Genomic DNA, 13,424 nt, shown 5'->3' on the forward strand with positions numbered 1-13,424 from the left:
CTCAGCTCCGCGCTTCCAGCTTGTCGGTCAAGGGAGGTGTCCCCGGAACCACCTTTATTGTCTCCTCGCTGCGGCGGGCGTCGTGGATGGGCATTTCGAGGGACTGGGCCATTGCCGCCTCCGGGACCACCGTCAGTTCTTCCCTGCGGCGGTCGCCGCCATGGGCGAGCTTCTCGAGGGATTTGGCCATTGAAGAGATCGGCGTCGAGAAGTCCGGTAACTGAACGAAGGCGAGAAGCAGGGCCGCGATCCAGTACAGGTGGTTGTGGGTAAAGAGCGAAATCACCGCCAGGATCGCCACAATGTCCATCTGCACCTTGTGGGTTCGATGCGCCACTTGCTCGGGAAGCGCATGGAGGCGCAGGTAGAGGTTGCCGATGATAAGGACGATGCCGATCAGGAAGACCATCATCACGACGAACAGAATGTCAGTCTGACCGGGAGGCGTAATGAACGGCGGCAGATGCTTCACCGCAACGGGATGTATCTCTTCCATCGCCCAACCCCTCCGCGCCGGATTGCGGCGCTCTCGACAGCCCAGGAAGTATAATCCAATCTAACCCCTCGGTCGACGCTGTCAGCTGACAATATCGCCCTGCGCTACGGCGTGCCCCCCACCACCTCCAAAGGGGCGTTGCTCTTTTTCAAGGCCTCGTGGGCCTGGTGTGCAGCGGCCGCGGTCTCCCCGCCACTCTCGACGTGAACGGTGGGGACCGCGATCTTGATACCGTTTTCCGCGAATGCCGCCTTGATCATCATGAATGCGCGCCGCTTGATGCCGAATTGGGTCCCGGGCTTCGTCGTCAATTTCATCCTCAGAACGATCGCGTATTCCCCAAAATTGTCGATGCCCTGCATCTTGAGCGGCTCGATCGTGTCGGCCGCAAATTCCGGGTCTGCCGCCAGCTCCTGGCCGATCTTCTTGATGAGCTTGCGCGCAAGATTCACGTCGGAATCGTAGGTAACGCTGACCATTATCTTGTCGATCACCCAATCCCTGCTCATGTTCTGGACCGCCCCGAGCTCACCGAACGGGACGGTATAGATGGGGCCGCGATGATGACGCAGACGCACCGAACGCAGGCTGAAGGATTCGACCGTGCCTTTGTAGCTGCCGCTCTGGATGTATTCACCGACCCGGAAGGCGTCGTCCATCATGTAGAACACGCCGCTCAGCACGTCCTTGACCAGGGTCTGCGAGCCGAAGCCGATGGCGATGCCGAAGATGCCGGCGCCTGCAATCAGCGGGAGTATCTGCACGCCGAGCCCCGCGAGGATCGTTAGCACGGTGACCGCGGCTATGAACACGGCAAGGGCGTTGCGGAATATCGGCAACAGCGTGCGCAGCCGGCCGCTGCGGGCCAGCTGGTCGGCGCTGTTCCCATCCGCCGGCGCGAGGTTCATCCGATATTCGATCAAAGCCTTCGACAGTTGCCAAAGCAGGTCGGCGATCAGCAAAATGATGATGCCGTTGAGCAGTCCGGTTATCAGGAAGCCGCCGGTTTCGCTGCCGGCGAGGCTCGCGGCCCTGATCCGCCAGATATGGGCGAGCCATGCGACCGCCGCGGCAATGACCGCCGCCCTGGCGCCCCTGACAATGAGCACGTTGAGTACGACGCCCATCGCGCCGCTGCGCTTCGACCTGCCGGCGAAGCCCTGTGCCGCGGCGCCGACGCCGCGCAAGGCTGTCGGCAGCACCAGGGCGAAAATCCCAAGCCACAGGACGCCGAGCAGGCCGGCGACCCAAGCCACCCAGAGCACGATCAGGAACAAGGTGAGAAACGATTGCTTGACCAGAGAGCCTCGCCCGTCGGGCCGTTGCCAGACGACGTCGATTGCGGTTGCCAGAATGCCAAGCCCGAACAGGAAGGCGGCGAGCCCTGCAGCCTCTCGAGAGAAGCCCAGGCCAGGCATGAGGCTGGCGATCGCCCAGCCGAAAAACAGGAACCCGGCTACAAGGCTGACTCGCCAACGCCAGAAACGGGTCGAAGCCTCGCTTTCGAAAAGCGGAGTCGGCCTGTCCGAGGGGTCGCTCGTCGCACCGCCGAACGCAAACAGCAATCGGGCTGCCGCGCGAACGACACGGAACGCGATGAACGCAAGAAGCAGGGTCAGAATGATCCTGCGCAGCAAGGGTGGCCATCCGAATGCCAGGAATGAACCGGCGCTGGCGAGCGCAAAAGTCAGCAGGGCGACAGTCTCGAAGAGGATCGCTTGTCCGGCGTCTTCCTGAGCAACCGCGCTCCTCGTCCTGGCGAGCGCTCGTCGGACTGCCCACTCGGCTCCGAATCCGACCGCGATCAAGACCGCGAGGATGCCCATAACCAGCCCTGGCCTGCCGGAATTCACGTCACGCGAGACAATTTCGGCGGCGCGCGACAGTTCTTCCGGCAGGCGCGGGATCGCGGCGCCGAGCGCACCGATACGGGCACGAATACCCGCCTCCAGGCTCAAGATGTCCTCGGAAATGGACAGGCCGGGCTCGTCCGTGGCCGCTGGAACCTTTCCCTCGAGCCATGCCTTTAGGTCCGGATCGGACAAAAGCTCGAGGAACTGCTTCGCCTTTTCGGGCGGAACGTCGGGGGACGGCTGTTGAGCGAGCGAAGTTCCCGGCAAGAGCGCCAGCAAGAGCACGACGACAGCCGGCAAGAACCCAAGGCGCAGCATGTTCTTCATAAGTCACCCGAGTTTTGAATGCCGCAGCTGCTTCCGCACATAGCGGCTCCTCCCCTTTTAAGGGCAACTGTGCTGGCTGCATGCTACGTCTCCGGGGAGACGTCAGCAAGGATGTTCTCGTCAAACGATAAGGTGCATAAATACAGCAACTTGCTAAACTTGAAGATCCACTTCGCCAACTCCGCGCAGGCCAACCAAGGACTACTTCTTGCAATCTTTTGTGGACGCAGCGGAGCCAACGCATTCCTTGCCGGCACTCGATTTCTGGCTGGTCTGGGAACCCGTCAAGGCGCCGATGTGATTGCCCAAATTTTCTCTGCTGTTTTGATCGACGGCTGCAACAGGCGCCGCAATCACCAGCCCTGCCGCGCTGCCCGCCGCTGCCGCCGCACCGGTCGTTGCGTGAATGATCGTGTCGCCGAGGCCTATCCTGTTGTCGGTCAAGGTCTGGCCGCCGGCCATACGCGCCCCGATCAGTTGCACGATCTGCGGTGACGACGCGAACTTGCCGTGATGCAAACGATCTCCGGATTTGATTTTCGTCAGATCGATGACGGTTATATTGTTGCTGGCGAGTTCTTCCTTGTATGGAGCTTGTTCCGGATCAATCGATCCGAGCCGGGGGATATCGCCCCAGACCCGTCGCGAAACTTTGAGCGCGCGATCGTCCTGCGAGACAAAGAGGGTGAACTGCGGGTGCTGTTTGCCCATGTCGGCAATCTGCGTACGAAACACGTCGACATCGACGTCAGGCGCGGCCAGCATCACGTTTTTGAACTTCGCCGGAAGGCCGCCATTGCGGATGGCCATCTGTCGCAAGCCTTCCAACGCAAGCCAGTTGCCCATCGAATGAGCGAGGATCGAAACTTCCTTTATCTGGGGATCGCGTGCAAGATATTGGAACAGCAGTTCAAGCGCATTTCGCGTGTAGTTGGTGCTTTCACGATCGTAGCCATACGCCAGCGCACTGCCTCGGGAGGGCCATGTGACCAGGATCGGGACGCTCTGCGTGTCCGTGTCCTTTGCGATCTGCGCAAAGCGATAGACCGCGTCTTCAAAGCGATTGTTGAATCCGTGAATAAAGACGAGGACGCTGTGATCCGGGCTCTTCCTGACAGAGGCGCTAAGCCACCCCTTCGCTGTCTGGAGCGTCAATTCCTGGGCCTGCACGACTGCGAAATCAGTCGCCGGGTTTGATGGCAGCTTCTTGGGCCATGCGACCTCTCCAACCTTGCGGACCGATGGCGGAGGGATCGACACCGTAATTTCCGCGAACGAGGGGGCCAGTCCGCGCTCGCCCGTATACATTTGTGCCGGATTGGAGGAACGACTGCGTGTCGTTGCGACCAGCATCTCAACCTTGCTGGAGGAAGGCGAGGTATCGGCCACGGGCAGCAGCACATTCGTCGGACGGGACGCGCACCCCGCCAGTAGGCCAACCAACGCCGACGCCAACAAGATGTTGCTGATACGCCTGACTTTGGACGGGCTCACGAAACAGTTTCCCAAACTCTTCTCCCGTTCGAAGTCATCCCAGGCTCAGATCCAATCAGAACCGAAATCTGGCGCCGATGATTGGTCCCTGCATGGCTATGTCAAACACAAATCGATCGTCGTCGTAGTCTACGGCAAGGTAGCGATAGCCCGCTTCCAGCGTGACCGAATCACTGTACCGGTATTGAAGCGTGCCCTGCACTTGCCAATCGATGTCGGCGCCAAGGCCGAAGCCACCGATGTCCGCCTCGCCATGGAGTCCGAATCCGTTACCGAGAGCAACATCGCCGGCCACGCCAATAATGGGGTCGACCCAGGTCTTGCTGCCGCTGGCCTTTCTTACGGCGAGAGGGCCAGTAACGGTCAGATCCGCATCGACGTACCAAAGCCGTCCGCCGGCCAGAACGTCCAAGGTCGCGGTGCCATTGTCGACGACCCGATAGGAGCCGCCGAAGGTCCACACCACCGTGTTCATGTTCGCTTCGGCCGAAAAAAGCGCCAACGGGCCGCGCGACGTGCCATCGGCCTCGAGTCCCAGGTATATGAAGTCAGTGAAAAGAGCGTAGCGGCCATTGCGCGCCTCACCGGCAAGCATGACCGGCGGGGGAGACCAATCGATGTGGTCGAAGATCTGGCTGAAATCGACGTCGATATCTACCGGTGACAGGCCCCTGACGCCGACCCTGCCCTTCATTCCTGCCATCCAGAAATAGGGCTCTGCGGTGAAGGTCCAGGCCGGTGCGGCTTCAGCAGGCACGGGGGCGGCTTCAGGAAGTTGCGTCGCAGCGTCCGCAGCGATCGCCGGCACCGCAAACAGCGCTGCCGATGTTCCCGCCGAAGCCAACACGAGAGTTCTGATGATTCCCATATCGAAGTCCCCTGTATTCCGTCTTTTACTTCATGTCCGATGCGATCGTCTTTCGTCCGCAGTGACAACATATCTGTATTCGCGCTGCTCAGCTAATGGATATCGGATTCCGATCGTTTTCATGTCGACAGCAGTTCATTTGTTCGTGCCTGTCACGGACCGACAGTGCCCGGGGCCTACTTCGGGAACGGCAGGGTATTCCCGTGCGGAAGCTGAAGCCGTCGGGCCACCGCCCTAAACCGCACACAGGCCGATTGCCAGACAGAAATTCCAAGCCAGCCTCCGCTCAGTTCTGGCGTGGCGGCCAAGGAATGACATGCGGTTTCCGGGCGGCGTCGTGCAGCACGGCTCCGACTTCCCCAACCAACCGATCCACCAGTTCCTGCCATTCGGCTCGTCTAGACTCGCGCAATGCCGGCGGCACCTTGTCGATCCTTGAGAGTGCGAGCTCCGCTTCTGCAAGTTCCTCGCACATATCCTGAAAGCCCTCACTTCGGTCCATCAGCCGATGGATCGCCAATTCAAATTGCGGGAACCGACGCACCGCCGCCGAGACCGCTCTTCGTCTATCAGCCGGTTCGTCGTCCATCCTCATGGCGCAATTCGTGTTTCCCGAAACCACCCTAGCCTATCGCATGGAGGCGGCTGCGGAATGTAAGTTACGTGGGCGACAGGGTAATTTCTGAACATCCATAGCGAGCTCGGTGGGCAAAATCGCAAATCAAATTGCGCTTGCCGGTGAAGCCGCCTAACTGTTGATCCCTTGTGATCCGCCGGCGCATTGCGCGAACCGTCGCCGTCATCCCAGCGTTATCCGTTCAGACTACTAGGAGTATTGCAAGAACAGGCTCGGGGATATAAATTGCGCAGCGAGGGTAACCGGCGAAAAATGAAATATAACTGGGAGTAGTCACCCCCAGAACGTCAGGTGAGGGAACCAAGGTGATCCGGCCTGAACCAGCCGCAGGGAGGGAGCATGGGCTCGCCCCAGAGGATTGTCGCGCCCAACTTGCCCTGATCCTCAACAGCGCGGACTTCGATGCAACCGGTCGCGAGCGTCGCTTCCTCAGCCATGTGGTGGAGGAGACGTTGGAGGGTCGCGGTGATCGTATCAAGGCCTATTCGATCGCAGTCGAAGTGTTCGGCCGTGATATGTCCTTCGACCCGCAGACGGATCCAATTGTCCGCATCGAGGCTGGCCACCTCCGGCGCGGGCTCGAGCGTTACTACCTGACTGCCGGACACGACGATCCAATTCTCATCACGATCCCGAAAGGCGGTTACGTTCCAACGTTCTCGGGGCGATCGCCCCCTGAGACCATTGAGTCGGCCTTGCCGGTTAACCGGGCAGAGAAAGTCCCGACCCCTCCTCGAAGAATGAGGGCATCATGGCTGACGGTGGTTCTTGCGGCTACCGTCGCGGCCTTGGCTGTTCTGGCATTGGGATTGGCGAGGAGCGGCGTCCGCCCAACTTCGCCTGAGATTCCGCGACTGCTGGTAGAGACGTTTGACGACCTTTCAGGAACGGAAGCCTCCAGGGCGATTGCGGGCGGATTGACACAGGAAATTGTCGGGCAACTCTCTAAGTTCAAGGACGTCATCGTCGTCCAGTCGTCCGAAAATTCGGTCGCGCCGTCGCGCTTTGTTCTTGCGGGAAGCGTCCATCTGTCGGCCGATGCCTTCCGGCTTCGGGTCAGGTTTATCAACCGCGCCGACGGCTCCGTGCTGTGGGCGGACAGTTATGATGGAGAGATGAAAGTCGCCGCGCTTCTCGAGACCGAGGCCAATATCGCACAGAAAGTGGCGACGAGCCTGGCCCAGACATACGGCGTGATCTTTCAGGCGGACTCATCGCTCAATATCTCGAATCCTCCCGACGATTGGGCTGCCTATTCCTGCACGCTTTCCTTCTACGCATACCGGGCAAAGCTCGATCAAAGCGCACTTCCAGCGGTGCGTGTGTGCCTGGAGCAGGCCGTTAAGCGCTTCCCGGGCTACGCCACGGCCTGGGGTCTGCTGTCTCAGGCCTATATCGACGAGATTCGATTTCTCTATCCTTCCGACCAAACCGCGACGTCGGCCTCGATCGCTCGCGCTCTTGCCGCGGCCAAGCGGGCCGTGGAACTGGACCCGCTCAACATCCGCGGCCTGCAGGCGGAAATGTTCGCGCTCTATTTCAGCAATGAGATCGAGGCGGCGTTGATCGTGGGCAAACGTGCCTTGAAGATCAACCCCAACGATACAGAACTGATGGGCGAGTACGGATATCGGTTGGCGCTTTCAGGAGGATGGGACGACGGCTGCCCGCTGGTCGAGGAAGCGCGCACACGCAATCCAGGTCCCCTAGCCTATTACGAGACCGCGCTTGCCCTTTGCGCCTATTTTCGCGGCGATTATCCGCAGGCGGCCATGTGGATCAGGAAAGCCACGGTTCCCGGCAATGCCAACTATCACACCATCGCGGCCGCGATTTTCGGTGAGGGCGGATATGAAGCAGACGCCCAGCGCGAGCGTGTCTGGCTTGAGGAAAACGCGCCAGGCTTGATCAAGAACCTGCGGCAGGAGGTTGCGATGCGGATCATTCGACCAGAGGACGTCGATTTCTTCCTCGGTTCGCTCAAAAAGGCCGGGCTCGCATTCAAGGACTTAGGCGGGCAGTCGTAAATCCTGCCGGTAAGACCGGCATTTTAGGTGGCGCGTACATGCCAGGCGCCGTGGCGATCGTCCCGCTTTCGAAGCAGCCGGCGCAAGTTCGGCGGTCCCCGGGGCGACTCAGAAGTCAGCGGCGCCCGCCCCTCACCTGCCCGGCGGCGAAGCCGGCATCAAAACAACGAGATGTAGATGGACGAAAGTGTTCGTTCGAATGATGCTATTCCGTTTTCTTGAGCGCAGGTTCTGCTAGCCAGCACAGCGCCTCCTCTTAAGCCCGCTGGCGGTCAAGGCCCGGCGGCCTGCTAATAGTCATCCCCCAATAGGGCTGCCGGGCCGCTTGAACTTGCTCAATGGAAGGCGCGGACTTCCAGGATCCGGATTCGAACCAACAAGCACACCAGCGGCATCATCTTTGGCGAGGGGCTTCATCATGCAGCACCTGCTGCTGACGGGTGTTGGCTGAAAACGCAAAAAAGCCCCGCCGCTCCATTTGCGAAGCGGCGGGGCCCCCCATTCGCCCCCCATTGCTGCCCATGCAATTGCGGTGCCAGACGTGTTGACCCATTGCGGCGCACCTTGATGCCAGGACGGCCTGTTCACAGTTGAAGAGGGGCTGTATCGAGCGGGTCGATGGAGTATCGACTTTTTTGCCGCAAAAGCTTTCCCGCCGGAACGCTTGCTCGTCTGGATGGTTGGTTAGGATGCAGGAGATGTAGGCGTGGCCAAGAAGCTGTCGATCGCCGAAACGTTGCGACGAACCTCTGACCAACTGAAGAGGATCCGGAAACACGTCGCCAATGGCGGTCACGTGGACCAGATGCAAGAGGTCGACGCCTTGGTGGGCCTCGCCAAAGAAGTGGCCGACCGGCAGCTGGCCGGGGTTGAAAGCCTGGCAGATGAAAACGATGGCTCTGTGCAAGACGATGACGATGCAAAGGACTGAGCGTTGTCGACCAGCTCCTGACATTCCGCGATAACGGAATTACTTGATTTGCCAAGATCGGTACTATCCAACGCGGCGGACCCCAATCCGCCTGGCCGGCGCCGTCAAGCGTCCTTACCCCAACGCCCCCAAGCGGCGCCGGCCGTCTTCGACCGCGCGCTCGGCATCAAAGCGCGTCGCATTTGAGCGGATTCATGCGAAGCGCTTTAAGTTCTTGTTTTTATGCATGTCGTTATCGCAAAACCGCTGCGCACCCCCGGTTCAAGCCCGAGGGCGTGCTTTTGCGCAACATGCATTGGGCCAAGAGACGCGCGGGTTTGACAGGTTCTTTCTGCAACTTGCGGCGCCACGCAATCGGGAGATTCCCATCGCTCTCGGCGGCCTTTGATATCCTATCTGCGATATCGCAGCGGATAATGGGATCGTCTGTTAGATGATCCATTGGATTCTGTTTGAAAAACATCTCCGCCCCCGCGCTTGGCGCTGAGAATGCTCAACGGGTACCGCTTTGAACAGTCGTCAAATGACGACCACAGACGAATTTATACGCCATCCCACGAAGGCACGATGACGTAATCGCATGGAGCCGAGACGCGGATCCTGCCGTTGGTCGGCGCAACAAAAGCTTGCAACCGGGAACAACCACTCAACGGCTCGCGTTTGTTGCGAAGGCCCGCTTCTTTTGCACGGGCAGCGAGCCTCGAAGGTTCGCAAATGCCGCGCCGGCGTTTCAATCGCACCCACCTCAGCCCTTACGATTTGGCTGTTTGTGAACGCGTGTACGATCAGGTTTGCAAAGATGAACACATCGATCCTTTAAGCCGGGATGCCGAAGCCTTAGCGGTGATGATTGTCGCAATCTTCCGAAACATTACCACCAATGAGCGCGAACTGCTGGAGGAGGTCAGGTCGCTTCGTCGTTCAAAGGGCGCAGAACAGGCGCACTAGCCTGGCGGCGTTCCGAGACGAATCGTTCTAGTCCCGCTTTGGCACAGCCGGATTGGCATCTTAATTGCTCATTTGCTCTCGTTAATTGCTCATCGGGTCTCGCCAGAGTGTAGCCCCAGCACTTGCGAAGGAGATGGAAATGGGTTTAGCCGAAGACCTGTCTGATGTTGCCCTCACATTCGATTGTCCGGATTGCTCCTATCCGGCTGTGAGGAAGGGCTCTGCGCTGAAAACGATCGCCCACTTCAGATGCGACGGGTGCAACGCTAAGGTGCGGATCACTTATCCGCAAAAACTAGCGATCTTCGAAAAGCACAAGCTATTGACTGCGCAAGGGGCATAGCAATAACTCAACGCTGCTTATGCGGTTAAGAGCCAGGTTCGATTTCCGCGTGATTCCAAAGGGTTTTGGCGAATTGATGAATTGATTTGGATGATGACGGGGAACCCCGATCGCCCGACAACTTGGCCGAGCATGGCTGCGCCATGAAACAGATTTGACGGACGCCGAATGCCATGATTGAACCGCATCCCCCTTCTTCTGCAAGGCGGATGAGGTAAACTTGCGTTACCCCCGATCGTGTTCAACCCCAGGTTGTTTGAATTTGATCGCAACGGTCTGAACGGTTGGGGGCAGACCGTTTGATGAAATAAAACTCCTAGACTTCAGGATCGGAGCACGAAGCCGACGCGATGACCACGGCAATTGAGGACATATATCGGCCGCTTGCATTAACCGCGAGGTTGCTTGTCCAGTGCTGGCCGCAGCTATTGCTTGTCGGCTGCCTGGGTATGATCGCTTATGGTCTGCTGCTTCAGGGCGCCGTGACGATCGGCCTCCAATTCCCGCTGGGCGGAATGGTCATGCTGTCGCTGGTGGTTCTCGCTAAGCTGACGGTGCTGGTCATGATGTTCATGGTGCTCCGGCCGCATATGCCGGCGGTGGCGGCACTGAGGCAAAAAGCCAAAAAGGGAGTGGACGAAACAAAGCGCGAGCCAGTCCTGGCGATTACCGCCGCTGCGATCCTGCCGTTCTTCGCCTATTATGCCGCCTGGGGTTTTCTTGGCGATACGGTGCGCGAATATTCGCGCATGGCGCTCGCCCAAGCCGATCTCGGCAAGAGCGTCGACATCTTCGCCATTCTTCAGTCAAGCGGCGTGGCACTGTCGATCGTCATATGCTGGCTGGTGCGTTTGGCCGCCAAGCGACTGAATGCGCGCGCCTCTCACCCGTACTGGCGGCTGCTGATCGTAGCGACGGACGCAACCTGGGTCTTCATCGGCCTCTACGCGCTCGGCGTATGGAAGGACCAGTTCATCCGCTGGCTTGGCGCAGGCGCCGCTCTGCAACAAGTCAGCCTCAATTTGCTTGCGCCGGTAAGTCAGGCGGCCGCGGCCGGCCAATTCGTTCCCGTGGAATTCCGGCCGCTTCCCTTCGGCGAGCAGCTTCAGAATCTTTTCTTTTTCGCGTTGCTGCCGATTGTCTGGCTGGTGATGGCGGCGATCATCAACGGCTATGAGCTTTCCGCGCCGGCCGCTTCCGGTCCAGCGCCATCCCGTGCGACCTCCTGGCAGAAGTGGCTGAAGGATTTCACGTCTCACTTCGTTGGCGGCTACCGCAGCCGCTACTCGCCGGTCTGGACTTGCCTCAAGCTGACACTCAGTGCCGGGCTTGCCACGCTTGTCACCTTCGTCATCGCCTATCAGGCCATCTCGTGGGCCGGCGCCTGGGCATGGTACGGCCTGACAAGGCTGATCGGAGCGCATGATCTCGGGACCTGGCAGATCTTCGCCGATGCCATCAGCCTGTTCATCGGCAGCCCAAGCGAACTCGACGGAGGAATCCTGCTCGACGCGGTCCGGGTCGCCCTGCTTGCAGCCGTGCTCGAGACCGCGGTCGCCATGGCTGGCGAAGCGAATGGCGTCAGGTCCGCGGCTCGCTGACGCTGAGATAACTCGGCAGCCCCGAGTAGAGGGCGATCGATAGCGTGAGGCCGCTCGCCGCAGGTGGGATCGAAAAGCTGGCAGCCATCCGTGCCGGTTTGCCGGGCTCCGTCGCCGCGAATGCCATGCCGCCACACAGCGACCGTTGCTCGGCCTCCGGATATTGCTTCCTGACCACCGGATCGGCAAATTGGGTTGGCCGCCATTCGCGACCGCTCCCATCGGAAAGCCGCACCTCGCATGGAACGGAGCCGAGCGCTTCCGGGTCAGCAGCGAGAGCTTCGAATTCGGCAAGGACGACGGCGCTTCCCGCGCTGCCCGCCAGTCTGGTGAAGCGTGTCACGGTCCAACTGGCGCCGGCATAATCGATCGGCTGGCCCAAGCTCACAGATATCGGCTGGCGCACATGTTGGGAGTGCCAGTCCTTGATGCTTCCCCACGTCTGCGCGGCCAGCGCGGCAGGCAGTGCGACCACCAGCGCCATCATGCTCAGCCAGTAGCCTCGCCGCGTTGACGTCACCTTTGCGGGAGAACTGTCCATGGCGGCCTTTCTTCGTTGCGGCGTATGGTGATCGCCGGCTCGATGTCTTTGCCGGAAACATTCGTGGCGATGCGGATCTCGTCGTCGAGCGGCAGCAATTTTGTGCGTGCGACCACGACGGTCCCGCCGGCGACAGCATCCTCGGGCACTTCGAACATCAGAAGGACCCGACGTGGCAGCCCGGGCTGGTAGACATCGCCCGGCATCATTTCGATCGTCGCCGGCACGCGGTCGGTCAGGACATAACGGACGCCGGTGCGACTCAGCCACTCGCCCGATGTGAGACCCAGGGTCTCGAATTTCGCCTCGGCCTCGCCTTCGACCACACCCCAGACGCCGGAACTCGTGTAGGTCTTTGACTTGCCGAAGGTCTCGACGTTGAGAACACGCGCCACCCTGGCGCTGTCCAGCGAAAGCGCGAAGGCGCGGGCCTCCACACGCTTGTTCATGCCGCCCGAAGAGACTATCGGCGACGTAATGTCGCTGTACAGCGGACGCGTATGCTGCATTCCGTAGAGCACGGCGGCAGCGAACAGCAGCGCCAGCGCCGACTGCAGCATGTGCATCATGGCGCCTTCTCCACCGGCAGATCGACCGTCGCAACGGGATCACGGTCGTACCACCCGCTTGCGCCGTAGAGATTGTCGCGCAACTTGTAGGTCTGGCCGGTGACGGTGATCGTCACCTTGTCGGGCACGGGCACACCGGCCGGCCACTCCCAAGCCATGGTCAGGCGTTCCGGCATGTTGGGATTGAAATATCCCGCCAGATACTTGTCACGATCGAGATAAACCGTTGGCATCGGCAGCTTTTGCGTTGGCGCACTGAGCGTGACAACGCGATGGAGCACGTTGTTGGGGGTGGCGGAACGGTTCACCACATCCATATCCACCATCAGAAGCTGGACGGGCCGCGATGGGGGAACGCCTGTCGGCGGCACGGTTCCGACACGTGCCGTTCGCAAGGTCACAAACCAGCGACCGGTATCGATTTGCTGGCCCGCCTGCACAACAGGCGCCTTTGGCGGGTGGGCAGCTTCGTATAGCGTCATTGAAAACGAGATTGCCGATGCGGCCAGCCCGCCCAGGCCAGCGATCAAAAAAGCATACAGTCTTTGCCGTACTGTCGTTCGTGTCAGTTCCGTCATGCGCTGCGCGGTATGCGATGGTCCTCAGGCCAGCCTTATACGATGCGAGAATAATTTGTTACAACAGCAGCGGCGGGCATCTTTAAAAGGGTTCAGCGCCGGAACACCAGCCGCAATCGGTGGCTCGCCCGGTCAGTGTTCAATCTCCGCTCCTGGCGCCAAGAGCGGCATTAACTCCCGATGGCCCGCCTAAACCATTCGGCCCCAAACC

12 protein-coding genes are annotated in these 13,424 nt (G+C 60.1%); 4 read left to right on the forward strand and 8 right to left on the reverse strand.

Annotation, left to right across the window (positions count from 1 at the left end; genetic code table 11):
* Nucleotide 1 precedes the first annotated feature (1 nt).
* The 5 genes from NMG80_RS27890 to NMG80_RS27910 form a co-directional block, all read right to left on the reverse strand.
* Entirely contained in the window at nt 2–496 is a 495-nt protein-coding gene (locus NMG80_RS27890) for a hypothetical protein (protein ID WP_254021078.1), read from the reverse strand.
* Nucleotides 497–600: 104 nt separating this feature from the next.
* Nucleotides 601–2,676, reverse strand: coding sequence for a mechanosensitive ion channel family protein (locus NMG80_RS27895; protein ID WP_254021079.1), 2,076 nt, complete (start codon nt 2,674–2,676; stop codon nt 601–603).
* A 201-nt stretch (nt 2,677–2,877) separates the two neighbouring features.
* On the reverse strand, nt 2,878–4,146 hold the full coding sequence (locus NMG80_RS27900; protein WP_436798704.1) for an alpha/beta hydrolase: 1,269 nt from the start codon (nt 4,144–4,146) through the stop codon (nt 2,878–2,880).
* A 79-nt stretch (nt 4,147–4,225) separates the two neighbouring features.
* Nucleotides 4,226–4,978: a YfaZ family outer membrane protein gene (locus tag NMG80_RS27905; protein ID WP_254021080.1), complete on the reverse strand. Its 753-nt coding sequence runs from the start codon at nt 4,976–4,978 to the stop codon at nt 4,226–4,228.
* A 346-nt stretch (nt 4,979–5,324) separates the two neighbouring features.
* Entirely contained in the window at nt 5,325–5,627 is a 303-nt protein-coding gene (locus tag NMG80_RS27910; RefSeq protein WP_254021081.1) for a hypothetical protein, read from the reverse strand.
* 353 nt (nt 5,628–5,980) lie between these two features.
* Here NMG80_RS27910 and NMG80_RS27915 point away from each other — a divergent pair, with 353 nt between their 5' ends.
* The 4 genes from NMG80_RS27915 to NMG80_RS27930 all read left to right on the forward strand — a co-directional run bounded on the left by NMG80_RS27915 (nt 5,981) and on the right by NMG80_RS27930 (nt 11,525).
* Nucleotides 5,981–7,702, forward strand: coding sequence for a hypothetical protein (locus NMG80_RS27915; protein WP_254021082.1), 1,722 nt, complete (start codon nt 5,981–5,983; stop codon nt 7,700–7,702).
* 706 nt (nt 7,703–8,408) lie between these two features.
* A complete protein-coding gene (locus NMG80_RS27920; protein ID WP_254021083.1) occupies nt 8,409–8,633 on the forward strand; it encodes a hypothetical protein in 225 nt (74 codons plus the stop codon).
* Nucleotides 8,634–9,239: 606 nt separating this feature from the next.
* Nucleotides 9,240–9,581 carry a hypothetical protein gene (locus tag NMG80_RS27925; RefSeq protein WP_254021084.1) on the forward strand — a complete coding sequence of 114 codons (342 nt, stop codon included), beginning with the start codon at nt 9,240–9,242 and terminating at the stop codon, nt 9,579–9,581.
* Between the two features lie 792 nt (nt 9,582–10,373).
* Entirely contained in the window at nt 10,374–11,525 is a 1,152-nt protein-coding gene (locus NMG80_RS27930; RefSeq protein ID WP_254021085.1) for a hypothetical protein, read from the forward strand.
* Here the strand turns inward: NMG80_RS27930 and NMG80_RS27935 are convergent.
* The 3 genes from NMG80_RS27935 to NMG80_RS27945 are packed head-to-tail and all read right to left on the reverse strand — an operon-like array spanning nt 11,506 to nt 13,213.
* A complete protein-coding gene (locus tag NMG80_RS27935; protein WP_254021086.1) occupies nt 11,506–12,066 on the reverse strand; it encodes a hypothetical protein in 561 nt (186 codons plus the stop codon). The genes NMG80_RS27930 and NMG80_RS27935 overlap by 20 nt on opposite strands.
* A complete protein-coding gene (locus tag NMG80_RS27940; protein ID WP_254021087.1) occupies nt 12,042–12,635 on the reverse strand; it encodes a hypothetical protein in 594 nt (197 codons plus the stop codon). Before NMG80_RS27940 ends, NMG80_RS27935 begins: the two co-directional genes overlap by 25 nt.
* Nucleotides 12,632–13,213 (reverse strand): hypothetical protein, encoded by a 582-nt coding sequence (locus tag NMG80_RS27945; protein WP_254021088.1) that lies wholly within the window; start codon nt 13,211–13,213, stop codon nt 12,632–12,634. The genes NMG80_RS27940 and NMG80_RS27945 overlap by 4 nt, the downstream gene beginning before the upstream one ends.
* Between the last annotated feature and the right edge of the window lie 211 nt (nt 13,214–13,424).

The sequence above is a fragment of the Mesorhizobium escarrei genome (assembly GCF_935825525.1).
Taxonomy (GTDB): Bacteria; Pseudomonadota; Alphaproteobacteria; order Rhizobiales; family Rhizobiaceae; genus Mesorhizobium; species Mesorhizobium escarrei.